Below are 21,269 nucleotides of genomic sequence, written 5' to 3' on the forward strand. Positions count from 1 at the left end.
CTGAGGCTGAGGAGCCTAGGACGGAGAGGGGTGAGCCCGCGGGCTGTTGGTCCGCGGATTAGCACGTTCGGGTGACGACGGCCCGCCTTCGCGCGGGGTCAGGACTCCTGGGGGGTGACCGGGGAAGCGGTCACGTCGTGCTCGGGCACGGCCTGGCCGGAGCGGATCAGGTCGATCCGCCCCATCACCTTGGAGCGCAGGTCCGTCGGCACGTCGTCATGTCCGCAGCACCGCTTGACCAGCTTCTTCACGGCCTGCTCCAGACCGTACTTCTCCAGGCACGGGGAGCACTCCTTGAAGTGCTGCTCGAACTTGTCGCGGTCCACGTCGGGCATCTCGCGGTCGAGGAACTCGTAGAGGTGGTCGAGGACCTCACCGCAGTCCGTCTCGTGCGGCTCTCCGCAGCTCATGAGCCCGAGCCTTTCGCTTCGTTCGACTCTCCGGCGCCGGCCGGGACCAGGCCTCGCTCGCGGGCGTAGTCCTCGAGCATGCCGCGCAGCTGACGGCGGCCCCGGTGCAGGCGGGACATCACCGTACCGATGGGTGTCCCCATGATGTCGGCGATCTCCTTGTACGCAAAGCCCTCGACGTCCGCGAGATAGACGGCGATGCGGAACTCCTCGGGGATCGCCTGGAGGGCTTCCTTGACGTCCGAGTCCGGAAGGTGGTCCAGCGCCTGTGACTCCGCCGAGCGCAGACCCGTCGACATGTGCGACTCGGCGCGCGCGAGCTGCCAGTCCTCGATCTCCTCGGCCGCGGAGCGCTGCGGTTCCCGCTGCTTCTTGCGGTAGGAGTTGATGAACGTGTTGGTGAGGATCCGGTACAGCCACGCCTTCAGATTGGTGCCTTCGCGGAACTGGTGGAAGGACGCGTACGCCTTGGCGTACGTCTCCTGCACCAGGTCCTCGGCGTCGGCCGGGTTGCGCGTCATGCGCAGGGCGGCCGAGTACATCTGGTCGAGGAATTCGAGCGCGTCCCGCTCGAAGCGCGCGCTGCGCTGCGAGGTCGATTCCGCGCTGATGCCCTGGCCCTCGGGCAGCTCCGCCTGGCCGTTGTCGGTCCCTGCGTCGATCCCAGTGACCGGACCCACCTCCTCAAGATTCCGGGTAGCACCGAAACCGATGCCACCAGAATCGGAGGATAGACGACTACCCGACTCCGCCGCCCCTCGAATCGGAGCGGCCTTCGCCGCGTGCAGCACCGTCCAGTCCAGGTCAGCACGGCTGCTGCGGCTCGGGCAGTAGGTCGAACCCATGCGGCGGACTCCCTCTCCGTACGACGTCGGTGCTGGTGGTCCAGCACGTCTGTCCGCACAACAGCGGCCGCGCGCCCCGCATTCCCCGCCCTCACGCCAAGGCGGCCGTCCACCGTGCCACGCCGTCGGTGATGATCCCCAGGGCCTGCTCCTGTCCGGTGGCCGCCCGCTTCGGCACGGCGAAGCCGTGGTCCCCGTACGGCACCTCGATCAGCTCGTAGTCGCCCTCGGGAAACTCCTCCGGCCTGCCGAACGGGTCGTTGCCGCCCTGCACGACGAGCGCGGGCACCCCCGCGCCGAGCAGTTCGCCGGCCCGGGACTTCTCCGGCCTGCCCGGCGGGTGCAGCGGGAAGCTCAGGGCGAGGACGGCGCGCGCTCCCAGCTCGGCGGCGGTGCGGCAGGCGACGCGGGCACCGGCGCTGCGGCCGCCCGCGACCACCGGCAGCCCGCGGCCGGCGAGCGCGGGCCACACGCCCCGCCAGCCGGCGTCGAGCGTCTTCGGCGCCGGCGCCACCTTCTTTCCGGCCACCCGCCAGGGCTGCTCCACGAGGGCGACGCTCACCCCGTGCCCCGGCAGCACCTCGGCGAGGGCCCGCAGGTCCCGCGCCTCGACACCGCCGCCGGCGCCGTGCCCCAGGGCCAGCACCAGCCGCGCGGTGCCGGCCTGGTGCCAGGTGATGCGGGCGTCCCCCGCCTCCGTGCCAATGATCTCGGTCGTCACATCAGAAGAGTGTGCCCGCCTCGGGTCCGTCGAGCTCCTTCAACAGCTCCGGTCCGTTGTTGCGGACGTTGCTGACGGCGGTGGAGACGGGGTAGGCGCGCATCAGTCCGGGCGGGGGCGGCTGGAGCAGCGCGCGCAGCTCGTCGGGGTCGGTGCGGGACGGGTCCAGCCAGGCGTCCCAGCGGTCCGGGGTGAGCATGAGCGGCATCCGGGGGTGGATCTCGGCGAGCGTGCGCGGTCCCTCGGCGGGGGCCACGGCGAGGGGGGTGGTCTCCGCCTCGGTCGTGATCACCGTGCAGGTCGCCCACCACGCCTGCGGGTGGTCGTCCGGCAGTGTCCTGTCCCGCCAGAACTCGTACAGCCCGGCCATAGCGAACACCGACCCGTCGGCGGGCAGCACGAAGTACGGCTGCTTGCGCGGCCGCTTCCGCTTCCCCTCGACCTCCAGCTCCCGCTCCTGCCGGCCGGTGACCCACTCGTAGTAGCCGTCGGCCGGGACGACGCACCGGCGCGCGGTGAAGGCCCGCCGGTACGACGGCTTCTCGTGGACGGTCTCGGCACGGGCGTTGATCATGCGCGCGGCGCCCTCGGGGGTCTTCGACCAGGACGGCACCAGGCCCCACTTCAGCCTGCGCAGCTGGCGGACGGGGCGCGGGTCGCCGGTGTCCTTCAGCGGGCGGTCGAGGACGACGTGGACCTCCTTGGTCGGGGCCACGTTGTAGTCCGGCGCGAGAGCCTCCGCGGGCTCCCTCCCCCAAGCTCTCGGCTCCGCTCGAGCAGGGGGGACCCCCATCTCGATCCCGAAGACTCCTGCGAGATCCTCGGCCCCACGACTCGCTGCATACCGTCCGCACATGCGTGCCACACTGCCAGATTCCACACCGGGAGAGGGAGCCACCGAGCCACCATGGACAGCGCCGCCAGCACCGCACCCGCCTCGCTCGCGTCCCTGTGGGACGAGGTCTTCGGCACCCAGCCGGACCCCGACCTGTGGGTGGTGATCGCGACCCTCGTCGCCGCGCTCGCGGTGACCGTCCCGCCGGGCCTGTGGCGGGTGTCGCGCAACGCGATCACCATCGCCCACGAGGGCGGGCACGGGCTGGTCGCGCTGCTCACCGGCCGCACCCTGACCGCCATACGTCTGCACTCGGACACCAGCGGCCTGACCGTCAGCCGCGGCAAGCCGGACGGCCTCGGCATGATCCTGACGGCGGCGGCCGGCTACACCGCTCCCCCGCTGCTGGGCCTGGGCGGCGCCGCGCTGCTGGCCGCCGGCCGCATCACGCTGCTGCTGTGGCTGGCGACGGCGCTGCTGCTGGCGATGCTGGTGATGATCCGCAACGCCTACGGCGTGCTGACGGTGGTGCTGACCGGGGGCGCGTTCCTGCTGGTCTCGTGGCTGGCGGGGGCACAGGTGCAGGCGGCGTTCGCGTACGCGGTGGTGTGGTTCCTGCTGGCGGGCGGCGTGCGCCCGGCGTTCGAGCTGCAGGCCAAGCGCAGGCGGTCGGGCGCCGGGGACTCGGACGCGGACCAGCTGTCCCGGCTGACGAACGTGCCGGCCGGACTGTGGCTGTTCCTGTTCCACGCGGTGTCCCTGTGCTCCCTGATCGGGGGCGGGCGCTGGCTGCTGGGGGTCTGACCGCGGCCCCGGGCGCCGGGGTGCTTCCCGGGGCTGCGCGACGGTGCCCCGTGGGCCCGGGCGACCGCACCCCGCGGCGGGCGTCCGGGTGCGGGGCCGGGCCGCTGCGCGGCTCCACCGCGCGGGTCCGACCAGCCACAACGGCGCCGCACCAGAACCACGGGTGCCTTATAGAGTGGGCCCATGGCCCAGAACCCCGCACATACCGCCCTCTGGCCCGCCCCGCACGCGAGCGGGGCCGTCGACGCGACGGTCCACGTGCCCGGGTCCAAGTCGGTCACCAACCGCGCCCTGGTGCTCGCGGCGCTCGCCTCCGAGCCCGGCTGGCTGCGCCGCCCGCTGCGCTCCCGTGACACGCTGCTGATGGCGGGCGGACTGCGCGCCATGGGCGTGGAGATCGAGGAAGGGGTCGGCCCCGACGGCTCCGGAGAGGCCTGGCGCGTGCTCCCGACGGGCCTGCGCGGCCCGGCCACGGTGGACGTCGGCAACGCCGGCACGGTGATGCGCTTCCTGCCGCCGGTCGCCGCGCTGGCCGACGGCGCCGTCCGCTTCGACGGCGACCCGAGGGCGTACGAGCGTCCCCTGAACGGCGTCATCGACGCGCTGCGCCTCCTCGGCGCCCGGATCGACGACGACGGCCGCGGCGCGCTGCCGCTGACGGTGCACGGCGGCGGTGCCCTGGACGGCGGCACGGTGGAGGTCGACGCCTCCTCCTCGTCCCAGTTCGTCAGCGCCCTGCTGCTGTCCGGTCCGCGCTTCAACCAGGGCGTGGAGGTCCGGCACGTCGGCGCCTCGCTGCCCTCCCTGCCGCACATCCGGATGACCGTCGACATGCTGCGCGCGGTCGGCGCCCAGGTGGACACCCCGGAGTCGGGCGGCGAGCCGAACGTCTGGCGGGTGACGCCGGGCGCCCTGCTCGGGCGGGACCTGACGATCGAGCCGGACCTGTCCAACGCGCAGCCGTTCCTGGCGGCGGCGCTGGTCACCGGCGGCAAGGTCGTCGTGCCCGACTGGCCGGAGCGCACCACCCAGCCCGGCGACAAGCTGCGCGAGATCTTCACCGAAATGGGTGGTTCCTGCGAACTCACCGATTACGGGCTCGTGTTCACCGGTTCGGGTGCTGTTCACGGTATCGACGTGGACCTGAGCGAGGTCGGCGAGCTGACCCCGGGCATCGCGGCGGTCGCCGCGCTCGCCGACTCCCCGTCGACCCTGCGCGGGGTGGCCCACCTGCGCCTGCACGAGACGGACCGGCTGGCCGCGCTGACCAAGGAGATCAACGAACTCGGCGGCGACGTGACCGAGACCGCCGACGGCCTGCACATCCGCCCGCGCCGCCTGCACGGCGGGATCTTCCACACCTACGAGGACCACCGCATGGCGACGGCCGGCGCGGTCATCGGCCTGGCGGTCGAGGGCGTGCAGGTCGAGGACGTGGCGACGACGGCCAAGACGCTGCCGGAGTTCCCCGAGCTGTGGACCGGGATGCTGGGCGGCGTGGAGAGCCGGGGATAACCGCATGCGCCGCTACGGCAAGCACACCGACGAGGACGACATCCGCAGCCGCCCGAACCGCAAGGGCAACCGGCCGCGCACGAACATCCGCCCCAAGCACGAGGACGCGGCCGAGGGCATGGTCCTCACCGTCGACCGCGGCCGGCTGACCTGCCTGGTGGACGGCCGGACCGTACTGGCGATGAAGGCGCGCGAGCTGGGCCGCAAGGCGGCGGTGGTCGGCGACCGGGTGGCCATCGTCGGTGACCTGTCGGGCCAGAAGGACACCCTCGCGCGCATCGTCCGCATCGAGGGGCGCACGTCGCTGCTGCGCCGCACGGCCGACGACGACGATCCCTACGAGCGCGTGGTCGTGGCCAACGCCGACCAGCTGGCGATCGTCACCGCCCTGGCCGACCCCGAGCCCCGCCCGCGCTTGGTCGACCGGTGCCTGGTGGCGGCGTACGACGGCGGGCTCGACCCGCTGCTGGTGCTGACCAAGTCGGACCTCGCCCCGCCGGACAAGCTGCTGGAGCTGTACGGCGACCTGGACATCCCCTACGTCGTCACCAGCCGCGAGGAGCTGGAGAGCGGCACCGCGGCGGACCGGGTGCGCGAGCACCTCGCCGGCAAGATCACCGCGTTCGTCGGCCATTCCGGCGTCGGCAAGACGACGCTGGTCAACGCGCTGGTCCCGGAGGACCGGCGGCGGCTGACGGGACACGTCAACGCGGTCACGGGCCGCGGCCGGCACACCACGACCTCGGCGCTCGCCCTGCCGCTCGCCGGGGCGGACGGCTGGGTGGTCGACACCCCGGGCGTGCGGTCCTTCGGGCTGGCCCACATCGACCCGTCCCGGGTCATCCACGCCTTCCCCGACCTCGAATCCGGCACGGAGAACTGCCCGCGCGCCTGCAGTCACGACGAGCCGGACTGCGCGCTGGACCAGTGGGTCGCCGAGGGCCACGCGGATCCGGCCCGCCTGTACTCCCTGCGCCGGCTGCTGGCCACCCGGGAGCGCACCGAAGGCGACTGACCACCGCGTTGTTTGGGTGGACACGAGTCCGGCAAGTGCATAATCGCACCGAGCCGGACCAACGGGAGGACAGCACATGGCGTGGCTGCTGGTCATCGTGGCCGGGATGCTCGAGACCGGTTTCGCGGTGTGCCTCAAGCTGTCCCACGGCTTCACCCGGCTGTGGCCCACGATCGCCTTCTGCGTCTTCGCGCTCGGCAGCTTCGGCCTGCTCACCCTCTCGCTGCGGAAGCTGGACGTCGGACCCGCCTACGCCGTGTGGACCGGCATCGGCGCGGCGGGCACCGCGATCTACGGAATGATCTTCCTCGGCGACCTGGTGTCCACCCTGAAGATTGTCTCGATCAGCCTGGTCATCATCGGCGTCATCGGCCTGCAGCTGTCGGGCTCGGCGCACTGAGGCAACGGGCCGTCAAGCCGTCACGCCGTCAACTGGCTGCGCATCGTGATCCGTACGAGGTCCGCGACGCCGCCCTCGCCCGGCGGGGCCGTCACGCAGGACAGGGCGACGCGTATCACCAGCTCGCAGGAGCGGGCGAGGCCGGCGGTGTCCGGCGCGGGCGCTGCGGGACCGGACAGGACGTCGACGGCCCGGTCGCGGACCGCCGCCACGAGGTCGCCGGGCGAGGGCAGCGGGCCGTCCGCCCGGCGCTGCGCCGGCACGGCCGAGGTCGAGGGCACCGCCGACAGCGTCGGAGAGGGCAGCCACGGGCTCCAGCAGCCGGTGAGCACGGCCCGCACCAGCGCGTTCCCGCGGGCCGCCGACGCCGTCCACTCGGCGACCGCGACCAGCCTGTCGCGTGCGTCGGAGTGCGCGGTCAGCGCCCGCTCGGCCCCGGCGAGAAAGCCGTCCGCCTCGCGTCTGACGAGCGCGCGGGCCAGCCCCTCCTTGCTGCCGAACTCGTTGTACAGCGTCTGCCGGGACACTCCGGCCGCCGCGGCCACGTCCACCATCCGCACGGTGGACCACGGTCGGCGCGCCAGCGCCGAATACGCGGCGTCCAGTAGGGATTCCCGCGCTGCAGGCATCATCGCCTCCCTGGGGCGAGCGGCTCTGCGCCCAGGTTTGACGCGCTCGGAGACACTGTCAAGGGTGCGCGGAGGCCCCTGGAGGCACTCTTCGGACACCAGGTGCAGCCCCGCCCGCGGCAGGGCCCGGTGGCCCCTTCCCGGCCTGGCCGGATAGCGTTCGTTCCATGCCGGACTACCTTGACGACCTGCGCTTCGCCCACGTCCTCGCGGACGCCGCCGACGCGGCCACCATGAACCGCTTCAAGGCACTCGACCTCAAGGTCGAGACGAAGCCGGACATGACCCCGGTGAGCGAGGCCGACAAGGCCGCGGAGGAGCTGATCCGCGGCCAGCTCCAGCGCGCCCGGCCCCGGGACGCGATCCTCGGCGAGGAGTACGGCGTCGAGGGCACGGGGCCCCGTCGCTGGGTGATCGACCCGATCGACGGCACCAAGAACTACGTGCGCGGGGTGCCGGTGTGGGCCACGCTCATCTCCCTGATGGAGGCCGGCGAGACCGGCTTCGAACCCGTCGTCGGTGTGGTCTCCGCCCCCGCCCTGGGCCGCCGCTGGTGGGCGGCGAAGGGGCACGGCGCGTTCAGCGGGCGCAGCCTGTCCTCGGCGACCCGGCTGCACGTCTCGCGCGTGTCCCGGCTGGCGGACGCCTCGTTCGCGTACTCCTCGCTGTCCGGCTGGGAGGACCAGGGCCGCCTGGACGGCTTCCTCGACCTCACCCGCGAGGTGTGGCGCACGCGCGCGTACGGCGACTTCTGGCCGTACATGATGGTCGCCGAGGGCTCGGTGGACATCTGTGCGGAACCCGAGTTGTCCCTGTGGGACATGGCCGCCAACGCGATCGTCGTCACCGAGGCCGGCGGCACCTTCACCGGCCTGGACGGCCGCCCGGGCCCGCACAGCGGCAACGCGGCCGCCTCGAACGGCCTGCTCCACGACGAACTGCTGGGCTACCTCAACCAGCGCTACTGACGCCGGGCACGGCCGGGACCCGGATGCCGCCGGGTACGGCCGGGACCGGACACCGCCGGGTACGGCCGGGGCTCCCGTCGGCGCGGCCGGGACCCCGGACGCGGTCGGCGCGGGCGTTCGTCCTAGGGTGCGGGCATGAGCTCGCGGACGTACCTCTCCGAACTGTTCTCGCTGGACGACCGGGTCGCCGTGGTGACCGGCGGCAGTTCCGGCATCGGCCGGGCCATCACCGGGGCCCTGGCGCGGGCGGGGGCGAGCGTGGTGGTGGTGGCCCGCAGGGAGGCGGAACTCGCTGCGACGGTCGAGGAGTTGACGGCCGAAGGATGCCGGGCGGCCTGGGTGAGCGCCGACCTGAGCAGCCGTGAGGGCGTGCGCGCGGCGGCCGAGCAGGCGGCCGGGGTGTTCGGGGAGCCGGACATCCTGGTCAACTCCGCCGGGGTCAACCTGCGGCCTCCGCTGGGCGAGTTGGGCGACGACGTGTGGGACACCACGATGGCCGTGAACCTGGAGGCGCCGCACCTGCTGGGCCGGCGGTTCGGGCCGGGCATGGCCGAGCGGGGCTTCGGCCGGATCATCCACATCTCCTCCCAGCAGGCGCACCGGGCGTTCGTGCAGAGCGGCGCCTACGGGGTGTCCAAGGGGGCCCTTGAGTCGCTGGCCCGCTCCCAGGCGGAGGCGTGGTCGCCGTACGGGGTCACCTGCAACACGCTGGTGCCGGGGTTCGTCATGACGCCGCTGAACGCACGGCTGTCGTCGGACCCGGAGAAGGTGGCGGCGCTGGCCGCGCGGACCATGGTGGGGCGCAACGGCCTGGCCGAGGACTTCGCGGGCGCGGCGGTCTTCCTGGCGAGCCGTGCCTCCGCGTACGTCACCGGCCAGTCGATCTTCGTCGACGGCGGCTTCTCCGTGCACTGACCGCCCGTCGGCCGCCCATCACCCGTTCGGGGATGACTGCCCCGCGCCCTCTTGTTGACCCGCCCTTTGCCTGTCACTCTGAAAGTCCCCCCGCTTGTGCATTTGTGAATCCATGAACAAACTGCGGGGCACCCTCAGGAGGTGGCTCATTCCATGCTCGTCCGTGACGCCATGAGCACAGTCGTCCTCACCATCGGCCCCGCGCACACCCTGCGTCAGGCCGCGGCCCTCATGTCCGCCCGCCGCGTCGGCGCGGCCGTGGTACTCGACCCCGACGCCGGCGGTATCGGCATCCTCACCGAACGCGACATCCTCAACTCCGTCGGCCTCGGCGAGGACCCCGACACGGAGCGCGCCCACGACCACACCACCACCGACGTGGTGTTCGCCGCCCCGTCCTGGACCCTGGAGGAGGCGGCCCGCGCCATGTCCCACGGCGGTTTCCGGCACCTCATCGTCTGCGACCGGGGCGAGCCCGTCGGTATCGTCTCGGTCCGCGACATCATCCGCTGCTGGGCTCCGGTGCGGCAGGAGGTGCCGGCCTGAAACGGTTCCGAGCGCCAGGACACTCATCGGAGGCTCCACGGCGCTCCCTGAGGTTCCACTGCGCTCCAACACTTCATGACATTCCATGACGAACGGGCCGGCCTCCCCCACAGGGAGGCCGGCCCGTCCGCCTCGGCGAGCGGTCCGGCGCCGTCAGCCGCGCAGGGCCTGGACCGCGGCCTCCAGCCGCTTGCCGAAGTCCTCGTCCGCCCGGCGGAAGTTGCCGATCGCGCGCTCGGCGATGTCGGCGCGCGAGACCTTGGCGAGGGAGCCGGCCAGGTTGCCGATCAGCCGTTCCTTCTCGTCCTCGGACATCAGGCGGTAAAGGTTGCCCGCCTGCACGAAGTCGTCGTCCTCGGCGTGCACCGGGGCCCGGTGGTCGCCGGTCACGCCGCCGACCGGGATCGGCTGCCACAGCGGCCGGTCCGTCTGGAACGGGCCGCCGAAGCTGTTCGGCTCGTAGTTCTTCGCGCCCTTGTGGCGGCCGTCGTACAGGTGGCCGTCACGGGAGTGGGTGCGCGCCTCGGTGGCGTGCGGGCGGTTCACCGGCAGGTGGTCGGCGTTGACGCCGACGCGGTAGCGGTGGGCGTCGCCGTACGCGAAGAGGCGGCCCTGGAGCATCTTGTCGGGCGACGGGCCGATGCCCGGCACGAAATGCGCGGGGCTGAAGATGCTCTGCTCGACCTCGGCGAAGATGTTCTCCGGGTTGCGGTCGAGTTCCAGCTTGCCGATCTCGACGACCGGATGGTCGGCGTGCGGCCAGACCTTGGTCAGGTCGAACGGATTGAAGCGGTAGGCCGCCGCGTCGGCCGCCGGCATGATCTGCACGCCCACGGTCCACGTCGGGTACTCGCCCCGCTCGATGGCCTCGCGCAGGTCGCGCTGGTGGGAGTCGGGGTCCCTGCCCGCGAGGACCTCGGCCTCCTCTGCGGTGAGGTTCTTGATGCCCTGGTCGGTCTTGAAGTGGTATTTGACCCAGAAGACCTCGCCGGCCTCGTTGTTCCACTGGAAGGTGTGCGAGCCGAAGCCGTCCATGTGACGGTAGGACGCCGGGATGCCCCGGTCGCCGAACAGCCAGGTCACCTGGTGGGTCGACTCCGGGGAGAGTCCCCAGAAGTCCCAGACGCTGTCGGCCTCCTGGCTGCCGGTGTACGGGTCGCGCTTCTGGGTGTGGATGAAGTCGGGGAACTTGACGGCGTCCTTGATGAAGAACACCGGGGTGTTGTTGCCGACGAGGTCGTAGTTGCCCTCCTCGGTGTAGAACTTCACCGCGAAGCCGCGCGGGTCGCGGACGGCGTCGGCGGCGCCGAGGTTGCCGGCCACGGTCGAGAAGCGCAGGAAGACCTCGGTCCGCTTGCCGACCTCGGAGAGGAAGGCGGCACGCGTGTACGGCGTGACGTCGGCGGTCACCGTGAAGGTGCCGTAGGCCCCCGCGCCACGGGCGTGCACCACGCGCTCCGGGATGCGCTCGCGGTTGAAGCGGGCCAGCTTCTCCAGGAGCAGTTGGTCCTGGACGAGAACCGGGCCGCCGGCACCCGCGGTCTCGCTGTTCTGGTTGTCGGCCACCGGTGCACCGGCTTCCGTAGTGAGCGGTCCCTGCGTCACGTGCGCCTCCTGCATGACTTGCTGCTGTTTCTGTCCCTCGGCCAAAGCCAGGCTCGATCCTACATTGGACTAAATCCAAGTCAAGTAAGATTCTAAAGTCACATCTGTTCAGGATCTGGGCATCTTGCTGTTAAACTGGCCCGCATGAGTGACCTTTTGGAACGGCTGCGCGGACGCGGATGGCGCATGACCGCACAGCGGCGGGTCGTGGCCGAGGTTCTCGACGGCGAGCACGTCCACCTGACAGCGGACGAGGTCCACGCCCGGGCCGTCGCCAAGCTGCCCGAGATCTCCCGGGCGACCGTCTACAACACGCTGGGCGAGCTGGTCTCCCTCGGCGAGGTGCTCGAGGTCGCCACCGACAAGCGCGCCAAGCGCTACGACCCCAACGCGCACCGGCCGCACCAGCACCTGGTCTGCGCCGGCTGCGGCGCGATCCGGGACGTCCACCCGAGCGGCAACCCGCTCGCCGACCTGCCCGACTCGGAGCGCTTCGGCTTCACGGTCTCGGACGTCGAGGTGACCTACCGCGGCCTGTGCCCGAGCTGCGCGGCGGCCTGAGTCCTTTCCGAAGCCCCGGCCCCTGGGTCCGCCCAGGGCCGCCGGGGCTTTTGACTGCCCACGAGCGGCGTCCGGGCCCCGTGCATCCTCCGGACACACCGAGGGCCGGAATCCAAGATCTGGATTCCGGCCCTCGGCCTTCAGTAGCGGGGACAGGATTTGAACCTGCGACCTCTGGGTTATGAGCCCAGCGAGCTACCGAGCTGCTCCACCCCGCGGCGATGGATGAAACACTACGTCAAGGATGTACACAGAGGCAAATCGCTTTCGGCGCGGGCCAAGGGCCGCGCCTCCGGCGGGCGGGGCGCGCTCCGTGACGGCCCGCGCGGCCGCTACGCCGACAGCTCCTCACGCAGCGCGTCCCGCAACCGGGCCGCCCGCTCGGCGACCTCACCGGGCCCCAGGGACACCGCGCGATCGGCCCACCGCTGCCCCTCCGCCAGCTCGCCCCGACGCGCGTACACGAGGGCCAGCCGCAGCGCGGCCCGGCCGTGCCCGGCGTCGGCGGCCCGCGTCCACCAGACCGCCGCCTCCGGCTCGCTGCCCTCCCGGGCCAGCAGCAGCCCCAGATTGAAGGCGCCGTTGCGGGACCCGGCCTCGGCCGCCTCCCGGTACCACCGGGCCGCCTCCACGACGTCCCCGCGGGCCGCGGCCAGCATCCCCACCCGCACCTGCGCCCGCCGGTGCCCCTGGGTGGCGGCGCGCTCGTACCACTCCTCGCACTCGGTCTTGATGTGCACCGGTTCCCCGAGTTCGGGCGCGTGCGCCGGCGGCCGGCGCGCGTCCAGCACGGTCGCCAGCCGGTAGGCGCCCTCCGCGCTGCCGCCGCCGGCCGCGCATCTGAGGTACCGCTCCGCGGCGAGGTCGTCCCTCTGCCGCAGACGCGCGATCCCGACCTGCAGCGCCGCCTCCGTGTGCCCGGCGGCCGCGGCGCGCTCGTACCAGCGCAGCGCCGCCTCGTCCTCGCCCCGGCCCGCGTGCAGGATGCCCAGGTTGAACGCGGCGTCGACGCTCCCGGCTTCCGCGGCCTTGGAGAACCACGGCTCGGCGCCGGTCGCGTCACCGCCCTGCAGCAGCAGGATCGCCAGAGCGTTCGCCGCCTCCCGGTGCCCCGCGTAGGCCGCACGCCGGTACCACTGCTCGGCCTGCGCGGTCCGCCCCTGCTCGGCGCACAGCAGCCCGAGGTTGTAGGCGCCGTTGTCGTCCCCGGCGTCCATCGCCGCCCGGTACCACCGCTCGGCGGTCTGGGTCTCGCCGCGCTCCGCGTGCAGCGCCCCCAGCGCGTTGGCCGCGTTGCCGTCCCCCTCCTGGGCGGCGCGCAGCCACCACACGGCCGCGCTCTCGGTGTCCCCGGCGTCACGCAGCAGGAATCCCAAGGCGCAGGCGGCCCGCACCTCGCCGTCCTTGGCCGAGGTCAGGTACCAGCGCCCGGCCTCCTTCAGCTCGCCCCGCTTCTCCAGGATCGCCCCCAGGTGCAGTGCGGCCCGCCGGTGCCCGCGCGCGGCGGACTGCCGGTAGAACTGCTCGGCCTGCGCCATCAGCGCGGCTCCGGCGCCGCTGCGGGTCTCCTCCGCGAGTGCGGCCTTCCGGTCGAGCGCGCGGGCCAGCCGGTACGCCGCCTCGCGGTGACCGCGCTCGGCCGCGGCCCGCATCCACCGTTCGGCGGCGGAGTCCTGACGGTGTTCCAGCAGGTCGGCGAGCGCGTAGGCGCCGAGCACGTGTCCCTGCTCGGCGGACTGCCGCAGCCAGTACTCGGCGGCCGGCTCGTCGCCGCGCTCGCGGTGGTGGCGCCCCAGCGCGTGCGCGGCCGCGGCCGACCCGGCGACGGCGGCGATGCGCCACCACCCGGCCGCCTCCTCGGGGTATCCGCGCTGGTGGAGGAGGACTCCCAGGTTGTTGGCGGCGGCGCGGTCACCGGCGGCGGTGGCGGCACGCAGGTGCGGCTCGGCGCCGTCGAGGTCGCCGCGGCGCAGCAGCATGGCCCCGAGGACGCTCATCGCCTCGACGTCGCCGGCCTCGGCCGCGAGCCTCTGACGCACTTCCTCGGCGGCCTCCTCGGCTGCCTCACCGGCCCCCCCACCGTCGGAAGGCTGCACAAATCGCCCTGACTCGAACAGAGTTGCCTTCTCCCCCATAACGTCCATCGTTGCACCACCTGCCGCTGAGTACACCCGGTATACCGCAGCCAGTGAGGTCACTTCAGCGTTTTGTCGACATGCCCACAGAGAGACAAGTCAAACACAGATCACCCAACTCCCCACGGCGGCGCGACCTTCGTCTGCCCCCGGCACACGTGTTCGCACACGACGAAGGCCCGGATCCTTTTCAGGATCCGGGCCTTCGTCTTCAGTAGCGGGGACAGGATTTGAACCTGCGACCTCTGGGTTATGAGCCCAGCGAGCTACCGAGCTGCTCCACCCCGCGCCGTTGTGTTGCAACCGTACCACGGCGCGGGAGGGGCATTCGATCAGCCGCTGCCCGGACTGCCGCTGGGGCTGCTGCTCGGACTGCCGCCGGGGCTGGGTGTGGCGCTGCTCTTGGAGCCGCCGCCGGTCTTGTCGGCCTTGGCCTGTGCCGCCTCGGCCTGCCGCAGGGCGTCCTCGAGGTCCTTCTGCGCCTGGCCGTACGCCTTCCAGTCGCCCTTCTTCAGGGCCGCCTGGCCGGCGTCGAATGCCTTCTGGGCGTCGGCCAGCGCCTTCTGGACCGTCGGGTTGCCGGACGTCGGCGGCTTGGTCGTGGACTCGTCCGGTGGCCTGGTGGTCGCGCCTTCCGCTCCGAAGACCTTGTCGAGGGCCTGGTCGAGGGTGTCCTCGAAGGCGGTGTTGCCTCCGTAGGTGACCAGCACCTTCCGCAGCAGCGGGTACTTGAGCCCACCGCCGCGCACGTAGACCGGCTCCACGTACAGCAGTCCTCCGTCGAGCGGCACCGTCAGCAGGTTGCCGTACTCGACCTCGGAGTCGCCGCGGCTGAGCAGGCTGATGGTCTCGGCGATGTTCTGCTCGGAGTTGAACTGGCTCTGCACCTGTTTGGGCCCGTTGACCGTCGTGTTGGTCGGCAGCTTCAGGATCCTGATCTTGCCGTAGTCGGGCGTGCCCGCCTCGGCGTCCACCGCCATGAACCCGCTGAGGTTGTCCCGCCCGTTGGGCGTGAACGTCGTCGTCAGCGAGAACGCCTGGGAGGACTGGTCGGGCATCTTCATGCTGAGGTAGTACGGCGGCACCGCGTCGCCCGACTTGTTGGTCGGGTCGTCCGGCACCTGCCACACCTCGGAGCCGCTGAGGAAGGTCTGCGCGTCCCTGACGTGGTAGCGGGTCAGCAGCTCACGCTGGACCTTGAACAGGTCCTGCGGGTAGCGCAGATGGGCCAGCAGGTCGCCCGAGATGTCCTGCTTGGACTTCACGGTGCCCGGGAAGGCCTTCATCCACGTCTTCAGGACGGGGTCCTGGGTGTCCCACTGGTAGAGCTTGACCTCGCCGCTGTAGGCGTCGACGGTCGCCTTCACCGAGTTGCGGATGTAGTTGACCTGGTTCTGCTGGGCCACCACCGCGCGGGAGTTGTTCGTCGCGGTCAGCGAGTCGGCCGTGGTGTCGCCCAGGGTCGTGCGCGAGGCGTAGGGGTAGCCGTTCGTCGTCGTGTAGGCGTCGACGATCCACTGGATGCGGCCGTCCACCACCGCCGGGTAGGCGTCGCCGTCGATGGTCAGCCACGGGGCGACCGCCTCGACGCGCTCCTTGGGCGTGCGGTTGTACAGGATCCGCGAACCCTCGCCGATCGCCCCCGAGTAGAGGATCTGCGGCTCGCTGAACGCCACCGCGTACGCGGCCCGGTTGATCGGGTTGGCGAGGTTGACGCCGCTCTTGCCGGTGTAGCTGGTCGTCTTCTCGCCGCTGTCGTCGGAGTAGTCGATCTCCTTCTGGGGACCGCCGACGATCGAGTACGTGGTGGTCTTCTCGCCGTAGTAGACGCGCTGCTGGTACGTGCCGAGGTCGCCCTTGGACGGCAGGTCGGACTCGGTGAAGACGGGCCGGCCCTCACCGTCGGCCTCGGTGCCCTTGGCGGCGACCACGCCGTAGCCGTGGGTGTACCGGAAGTGGTCGTTGATCCAGTTGTTCTTCGGGATGCCGTTCAGGTTCAGCTCGCGCAGACCGAGGACGGTGTCCTGGTCCTTGCCGTCCTTGCTGTAGCGGTCGACATCCAGATTGGTCGGGAACGCGTAGTAGTTCCTGATCTGCTGGAGCTGCTGGAAGGTCGGCGAGACGATGTTCGGGTCCATGATCCGGATGCTCGCCGTGGAGTCCACGTCGTCGCGCAGCTTGGTCTTGCTCGTGGTGGTGCTGGTCCCCGAGTACTCGGTGACCTTCGCGTCGTCGATGTCGTACGCGTCGCGGGTCGCCTTGAGGTTCTTCTGGACGTACGGGGCTTCCTTGGCCTGCTCGTTGGGCTGGACCTGGAACTTCTGCACGATCGCCGGGTACAGCCCGCCGATCAGGATCGCCGACAGGACCATCAGGCCGAAGCCGATCACCGGCAGCTGCCAGGTGCGCCGCCACAGCGTCGCGAAGAACAGCACGGCGCAGATGACGGCGATGCAGAACAGGATCGTTTTGGCCGGCAGGTAGGCGTTGGCGTCGACGTACCGCAGGCCCGTCCAGTTGTCGGTGGCCTTGAAGTCGCTGGACTTCACCGCCAGGCCGTAGCGGTCGAGCCAGTAGGCGACCGCCTTCAGCGCGACGAAGATGCCGAGCAGCACCGACAGGTGGCCGGTCGCCGCGGAGGTGGCACGCGTGCCCGGGGAGGTGATCCGCAGGCCGCCGTACAGGTAGTGGGTGAGCGCGGCGGCGATGACGGACAGGATCGCGGCGGCGAAGCCGAAACCGAGCAGGAAGCGGTACCAGGGCAGGTCGAAGGCGTAGAAGGAGACGTCGAGGTGGAACTGCGGGTCCTTCTGGTGGAAGGGCACGCCGTTGACCCACATCAGCCAGGTCCGCCACTGGCTGGAGGCGGACGCGCCCGCGATCAGGCCGACCAGGGCGGTGATCCCGAGCAGCAGCCACTTCTTGTAGGGCGCGATGCCCATCCGGTAGCGGTCGAGGTTCTGCTGCTCCATCGACATGGCGCTCAGCGGGGGGCGCAGGCGGTGGGCGAGCCAGATGTTCACGCCGACCGCCAGCGCCATCAGCAGGCCGAAGAAGAAGAACAGGCCGATCTTGGTCGACAGGGTGGTCGTGAAGACCGACGAGTATCTCACCGACCGGTACCACAGCCAGTCCGTCCAGAAGCCCGCGAACATGGTGAACGTCATGCCGAGAACGGCAAGCACGCCCAGTGTCATGAGCAGGGTCCGGACGCGCCGGGACGGGCGGCCCACTCTCATCCGCGGCCCCGTCGGGCCTCCGCCGCGGTCCGGCATCTGGAAAGCCAAGGTGCGCACCTCGAAGTCGCTGTCGTCAATTCAGGCCCGCGTGTTCGTGGACCGTACGGGGCCCCCGTGCTCCGGGGGCCCACACCTATGCAACTTACTCACCGTTTACTCGGTTCCCGATTCCGGCCGGGAACGAGGCAGGATTGTGACCATGTCCAACACACCCATGGCGGCGAGCCCGCTGACCCGGGCCGTGCTCGAGATCGACGAGTACGCCTCCGGCCTCGGCTGGGACCAGCCCGCCCGCCTCTTCGCCCTCGTAGACACCGCTCGGCTGCGGGCTGAGGAACCTGCCCTCGCGGCCCAGCTCGGCCTGGAGGACGAGCCCGAGACCACCGGTCTCACCCCGATCGAGCAGGACGAGATCCCCGCGGGCCGGCCGCTGGACGAGTTCCTCGGCACGATCGCCTGGCCGGACGCGGTGGCCGGCTGCGCGCTCACCGTGGAGCGCCTGATGCTGCCGCCGTCGGCGGAGGCGTCCGTCCCCCAGGACCTGGACGAGAAGCGGCTCGCCCGGTGGGTGGCCGAGCACCCGGAGCGCCAGGAGGTCCGCATGACGGTCGCGGTGCTGCGCGACGGCGCCCGCGAGTCGGCACTGCGGCTGCGCGAGAAGGACTCCGCCACGGAGGTCCTCACGGGCTCCGACCTGGTGCCGGGGCTCGCGCAGGCGCTGGCCGCCACGTTCGAGGACTGACCGCCCGCCTCCGGCACGGTCTTCGCGGTACGCGGTACGCGGCAAGGGGCCGGGGCGGGGCGCTCCCGGCCCCGGCCCCTTGCCGCACGTGTGCGCCGGCTCCGGCAGGTCAGTGTCGGCGTCCGCCGGCCGTCAGCCCTTGGCCGTGCACTTCGGCAGGTCGGAGGTCTTGCCGGTGCGGATGTCCTTCAGCGCGGCGAGGGCGTCGCCGATGGTGTTCACCTTGACCAGCGTGAGCCCGCCGGGGGTGTCCTTCGCGGCGGCCGAGCAGTTGTCGGCCGGGGTGAGGAAGTACCGGGCGCCCTTGTCGCGCGCCCCCACCGTCTTCATCTCGATGCCGCCGATGGGGCCCACCTTGCCGGCGTCGTCGATGGTGCCGGTGCCGGCCACGAACGCGCCGCCGGTGAGGCTGCCCGGAGTGAGCTTGTCGTAGATGCCGAGCGCGAACATCAGGCCCGCGCTCGGCCCGCCGACGTCGGCGAGCTTGATGTCGACGGTGAACGGGAACGTGTGGTCGGTCCCCGCGGAGATCCCGACGATGGCGCGCTTCTCCCCGCTGTCGTCGGAGGCCGCGGTCGTGATGGTCACGTTCTTCGTCCGGGTCGCCGTCCTGTGCTGCTTCTCGGCGGCGGCCTGCTCCTTGGCGGGCACGATCGTGAAGACGACGTTCTGGCCCGGCTTGTGCTTGGTCACCAGCTTCGCCACGTCGGCGGGCGCCTTGACGGCCGTGCCGTCGACGGCCTTGATGACGTCACCGGCGTGCAGCCTGCCCTCGGCCGGGGAGTCCTTGACCACGGTCGAGACGATCACCCAGGACTCCACCGGAACGCCGAGTTCCTTCAGGGCCGCGACCTTGGCGCTCTCCTGCGACTGGCTGAACTCCTCGGCGTTCTCCTGGTTGGACTGCTCCTCGGTCTTGCCGTCCGGGTAGAGCGTGTCGTGCGGCACGACCTTGTTGTCGTGCGCGAGCCAGCCGTACACGGCCTCGACCAGGTTCATCTTGTAGTCGGCGCTGGTGACGCGCACGGTCGTCATGTTCAGGTGACCGCTGGTCGCGTACGTCTTGCGACCGGAGATCTGCAGCACCGGCTCGCCGCCGTGCTCCCCGAGCGTGTTCACCGTCGGTCCCGGCGACATCTCCGAGTACGGCACGGGGATGAAGACTCCCGCGCACAGGAGCGCGATCAGCATCAGGGTGGAGGCGAGCATCGTCGCGGTGCGGCGTGGCATGTCACGACAGTACGGGACGCCTGTGTCAGCGCACCGTCAGCCCCACCCCTGTCATGTACCGGAGAGTCATGTACCCGAGTGGGACTTCTCCATGGCCTCCCGGAACCGGGCGTACCCGTCCAGCTCGGGACCGTCGCTGCGGACCTTTCTGGTGCGGTTGGCCCAACTGCCCCACAGACTGGCGGCGATCGCAGCCACCAGAGGAATCAACAACCAGACGAGCTCGCCCATGCCGACCTCCGACCCCGCTGAGCGACCGCAAGAACTGACTGATCAGCAGATTAACCATGCGCACTGACAACGCTCATGGCGGGGGTGGGGGCACGCAACCGGAGGGCATGCAAACGGAGTCACGACGGCGCTACGCGCCGACCCATTCCTCTGTCCCGTCGGAGAACGTCTGGTGTTTCCAGATCGGCACCTCGTGCTTGAGGTCGTCGATCAGCTTCCGGCAGGCGTCGAAGGCCTCGCTCCGATGCGGACACGACACGGCCACGACGACCGCCAGGTCCCCGACCGCGAGGTCCCCGACCCGGTGCACCGCGGCGAGGGCGCGTACCGGGTACTCCGCCGCCACCTTCTCGGCGATCCGTCGCATCTCGGCCTCGGCGCTGGGGTGACACGAATAGCCCAACCGGTCGACGTCGGCTCCCCCGTCGTGGTTGCGCACGGTCCCGACGAACAGCGCGGTCCCGCCGGCCGCGTCGTCCCCTACGGCGCGGAAGATCTCGTCCACGGACAGGGGCGTCTCGCGGACGCCGATGAGCTTGACGGGGTCGTCCGCGGCCTGCTCACCGGGGTGCTGGTGCGTGGGTTCCATGGCCCCATCGTGCCTCACCGCCCGGACAGCGCGGAACGACCTCACGACTCCGGCGGACACCCGCCACGGCGGACGCCGGCACCGGCCGAGGCGGACGCGGCACCGGCCGACGCGGACGCCGGCACCGGTCGCTCAGATGCGCCGTCGCGCCTTGCGCGCCCGCCGCACCACCGCCGCCGCGCCGAGCAGCGCCACCGTCGCGCCCGCGGCCCCGGCCGCCGTGGCGTCCTTGCGCCCCAGCCGCCGGCCGGCGACGGTGTGCCTCCCGGAGACCTCCTCCAGGAGCTGCGCGAGCACCTCCTCGTTGGTCCACCGCGGCCGCCACCCCGCGTCGTGGAGCCTGCTGCCGCTCACCACCCAGGGGTACATCGTGTACGCGAGGTCTCCGGCCGGGGACGGCGTCAGGCCGATGCGGTGCAGCCGGGCCGCCGCCCCCAGCGCGACCGCGGACGGCAGTTCCATGCGCCGGATGCCACTGAGTTCCTCGACCTCCTCCTGCTCCAGCCAGCCCTCGCAGCCGACGGCGAGCTCCCCCTCCACCTTCTCCAGAACGGCGTACTCCAGCGCCCCGCAGAGGTCCTCGACGTGGCAGAACTGCCACGCGGGCCGCGACCCGGCGACGACGAGCAGTCGGGGCGACTCGAAGTACCTGGTCAGCGCGGTGTCCGTGCCGCCCACCAGCACGGCGGGGCGTACCACGGTGACGTTGAGCCCCGGGTGGGCCCGGGGGGCGCGGCGTGCCAGCCGCTCGATCTCCAGCAGGTCCCCCACCCCGGTGGCCTCCGCCGTCGCCCGCAGCTCCGCGTCCTCCGACAGCGGCAGTTCGTTGTCCGGCAGCGCCCCGTAGACCATCGCCGAGGTGCACAGCACGACGCGGTGGACCCCGGCGGCCGCGGCGGCCGTCAGGACGGTCTGCGTCCCGCGGACGTTGTAGGCCGAACGGGCCGCCGAGTCGGTCTCCAGATTCAGGTCCAGGGCCAGGTGCACCACCACGTCGGCCCCGCGCAGCTTCTCGGCGATGGCCGGGTCCCGCACGTCGAGGATGTGCCACTGCGCCGCCGCGCACTCGCCGCGCCGTTCGTCGATGGCGATGACCTGCCTGATCTCACCGGACGCGGCGAGCCTCTCGGTGAGCAGCGCGCCCACCCCCGACGCGGCGCCGGTGACCGCGACGACGGGCCCGCGTGTCGCGGGACTGGTTGACCGGTTTCGCGCTGCGCGAACCTGCGGATCTGGGGAACTCACCGGGCGTCTCCAGCGGTTGTCTTCAGTACGGGTGCGAGTGACGCGTCCGTACCAGGTGGCATCCATCCTGCCGCAGGCTGACAGTCGGC

The 21,269-nt window shown here is 71.6% G+C and carries 21 protein-coding genes and 2 tRNA genes; 9 read left to right on the forward strand and 14 right to left on the reverse strand.

What is annotated here, in order from left to right; translation table 11 throughout:
* Window positions 1–98 precede the first annotated feature (98 nt).
* The 4 genes from rsrA to VKA29_RS21835 all read right to left on the reverse strand — a co-directional run bounded on the left by rsrA (window position 99) and on the right by VKA29_RS21835 (window position 2,832).
* Window positions 99–410, reverse strand: a complete 312-nt coding sequence (gene rsrA, locus VKA29_RS21820) for a mycothiol system anti-sigma-R factor (RefSeq protein ID WP_324787588.1) — start codon at window positions 408–410, stop codon at window positions 99–101.
* Window positions 407–1,090, reverse strand: a complete 684-nt coding sequence (gene sigR / locus VKA29_RS21825) for an RNA polymerase sigma factor SigR (RefSeq protein WP_324787589.1) — start codon at window positions 1,088–1,090, stop codon at window positions 407–409. The genes rsrA and sigR overlap by 4 nt, the downstream gene beginning before the upstream one ends.
* A 256-nt stretch (window positions 1,091–1,346) precedes the next feature.
* Window positions 1,347–1,976 (reverse strand): alpha/beta family hydrolase, encoded by a 630-nt coding sequence (locus tag VKA29_RS21830; protein WP_324787590.1) that lies wholly within the window; start codon window positions 1,974–1,976, stop codon window positions 1,347–1,349.
* A gap of 1 nt (window position 1,977) precedes the next feature.
* A complete protein-coding gene (locus tag VKA29_RS21835) occupies window positions 1,978–2,832 on the reverse strand; it encodes an SOS response-associated peptidase (protein WP_324787632.1) in 855 nt (284 codons plus the stop codon).
* A 51-nt stretch (window positions 2,833–2,883) separates the two neighbouring features.
* On the opposite strand from VKA29_RS21835, the gene VKA29_RS21840 reads away from it, so the two are divergent.
* The 4 genes from VKA29_RS21840 (at window position 2,884) to VKA29_RS21855 (ending at window position 6,545) form a co-directional block, all read left to right on the forward strand.
* Window positions 2,884–3,615, forward strand: a complete 732-nt coding sequence (locus tag VKA29_RS21840; protein ID WP_324787591.1) for a M50 family metallopeptidase — start codon at window positions 2,884–2,886, stop codon at window positions 3,613–3,615.
* A gap of 183 nt (window positions 3,616–3,798) precedes the next feature.
* On the forward strand, window positions 3,799–5,130 hold the full coding sequence (gene aroA, locus VKA29_RS21845) for a 3-phosphoshikimate 1-carboxyvinyltransferase (RefSeq protein ID WP_324787592.1): 1,332 nt from the start codon (window positions 3,799–3,801) through the stop codon (window positions 5,128–5,130).
* Between the two features lie 4 nt (window positions 5,131–5,134).
* The gene (gene rsgA / locus VKA29_RS21850; RefSeq protein WP_324787593.1) at window positions 5,135–6,145 is read left to right on the forward strand and encodes a ribosome small subunit-dependent GTPase A; all 1,011 of its coding nucleotides are present in this window, start codon (window positions 5,135–5,137) and stop codon (window positions 6,143–6,145) included.
* A 76-nt stretch (window positions 6,146–6,221) separates the two neighbouring features.
* A complete protein-coding gene (locus VKA29_RS21855; RefSeq protein ID WP_324787594.1) occupies window positions 6,222–6,545 on the forward strand; it encodes a DMT family transporter in 324 nt (107 codons plus the stop codon).
* 20 nt (window positions 6,546–6,565) lie between these two features.
* Here the strand turns inward: VKA29_RS21855 and VKA29_RS21860 are convergent, their stop codons facing one another.
* Window positions 6,566–7,174, reverse strand: coding sequence for a TetR/AcrR family transcriptional regulator (locus VKA29_RS21860; RefSeq protein WP_324787595.1), 609 nt, complete (start codon window positions 7,172–7,174; stop codon window positions 6,566–6,568).
* 167 nt (window positions 7,175–7,341) lie between these two features.
* Between VKA29_RS21860 and hisN the strand changes: the two genes are divergently transcribed.
* The 3 genes from hisN to VKA29_RS21875 all read left to right on the forward strand — a co-directional run bounded on the left by hisN (window position 7,342) and on the right by VKA29_RS21875 (window position 9,603).
* Window positions 7,342–8,142, forward strand: coding sequence for a histidinol-phosphatase (hisN, locus tag VKA29_RS21865; protein ID WP_324787596.1), 801 nt, complete (start codon window positions 7,342–7,344; stop codon window positions 8,140–8,142).
* Between the two features lie 135 nt (window positions 8,143–8,277).
* The gene (locus tag VKA29_RS21870; RefSeq protein WP_324787597.1) at window positions 8,278–9,057 is read left to right on the forward strand and encodes an SDR family NAD(P)-dependent oxidoreductase; all 780 of its coding nucleotides are present in this window, start codon (window positions 8,278–8,280) and stop codon (window positions 9,055–9,057) included.
* A 153-nt stretch (window positions 9,058–9,210) separates the two neighbouring features.
* A complete protein-coding gene (locus VKA29_RS21875; RefSeq protein WP_324787598.1) occupies window positions 9,211–9,603 on the forward strand; it encodes a cyclic nucleotide-binding/CBS domain-containing protein in 393 nt (130 codons plus the stop codon).
* A 153-nt stretch (window positions 9,604–9,756) separates the two neighbouring features.
* Here VKA29_RS21875 and VKA29_RS21880 read toward each other — a convergent pair whose 3' ends face one another.
* Window positions 9,757–11,208 (reverse strand): catalase, encoded by a 1,452-nt coding sequence (locus VKA29_RS21880; protein ID WP_324787599.1) that lies wholly within the window; start codon window positions 11,206–11,208, stop codon window positions 9,757–9,759.
* 144 nt (window positions 11,209–11,352) lie between these two features.
* Between VKA29_RS21880 and VKA29_RS21885 the strand changes: the two genes are divergently transcribed.
* Window positions 11,353–11,769, forward strand: a complete 417-nt coding sequence (locus VKA29_RS21885; RefSeq protein ID WP_324787600.1) for a Fur family transcriptional regulator — start codon at window positions 11,353–11,355, stop codon at window positions 11,767–11,769.
* 144 nt (window positions 11,770–11,913) lie between these two features.
* On the opposite strand, the gene VKA29_RS21890 is transcribed toward VKA29_RS21885, so the two are convergent.
* The 4 genes from VKA29_RS21890 to VKA29_RS21905 form a co-directional block, all read right to left on the reverse strand.
* Window positions 11,914–11,987, reverse strand: a tRNA-Met gene (locus VKA29_RS21890).
* Between the two features lie 114 nt (window positions 11,988–12,101).
* Window positions 12,102–13,913 carry a tetratricopeptide repeat protein gene (locus VKA29_RS21895; protein ID WP_324787601.1) on the reverse strand — a complete coding sequence of 604 codons (1,812 nt, stop codon included), beginning with the start codon at window positions 13,911–13,913 and terminating at the stop codon, window positions 12,102–12,104.
* Between the two features lie 206 nt (window positions 13,914–14,119).
* Window positions 14,120–14,193, reverse strand: a tRNA-Met gene (locus tag VKA29_RS21900).
* A 43-nt stretch (window positions 14,194–14,236) separates the two neighbouring features.
* Complete coding sequence (locus tag VKA29_RS21905; RefSeq protein WP_324787633.1) at window positions 14,237–17,179, reverse strand: UPF0182 family protein; 2,943 nt, start codon at window positions 17,177–17,179, stop codon at window positions 14,237–14,239.
* Between the two features lie 163 nt (window positions 17,180–17,342).
* Between VKA29_RS21905 and VKA29_RS21910 the strand changes: the two genes are divergently transcribed.
* Entirely contained in the window at window positions 17,343–17,885 is a 543-nt protein-coding gene (locus VKA29_RS21910; protein WP_324787602.1) for a PPA1309 family protein, read from the forward strand.
* Between the two features lie 132 nt (window positions 17,886–18,017).
* Here VKA29_RS21910 and VKA29_RS21915 read toward each other — a convergent pair whose 3' ends face one another.
* From VKA29_RS21915 to VKA29_RS21930, 4 genes are all read right to left on the reverse strand, one after another.
* A complete protein-coding gene (locus VKA29_RS21915; protein WP_324787603.1) occupies window positions 18,018–19,115 on the reverse strand; it encodes a PDZ domain-containing protein in 1,098 nt (365 codons plus the stop codon).
* 66 nt (window positions 19,116–19,181) lie between these two features.
* Window positions 19,182–19,313, reverse strand: coding sequence for a hypothetical protein (locus VKA29_RS21920; RefSeq protein WP_324787635.1), 132 nt, complete (start codon window positions 19,311–19,313; stop codon window positions 19,182–19,184).
* Between the two features lie 163 nt (window positions 19,314–19,476).
* The gene (locus VKA29_RS21925; protein ID WP_324787604.1) at window positions 19,477–19,935 is read right to left on the reverse strand and encodes a molybdenum cofactor biosynthesis protein MoaE; all 459 of its coding nucleotides are present in this window, start codon (window positions 19,933–19,935) and stop codon (window positions 19,477–19,479) included.
* Between the two features lie 132 nt (window positions 19,936–20,067).
* Window positions 20,068–21,180, reverse strand: coding sequence for an SDR family oxidoreductase (locus VKA29_RS21930; RefSeq protein WP_324787605.1), 1,113 nt, complete (start codon window positions 21,178–21,180; stop codon window positions 20,068–20,070).
* Between the last annotated feature and the right edge of the window lie 89 nt (window positions 21,181–21,269).

The organism is Streptomyces sp. H51, from assembly GCF_035656535.1.
Lineage (GTDB): Bacteria > Actinomycetota > Actinomycetes > Streptomycetales > Streptomycetaceae > Streptomyces.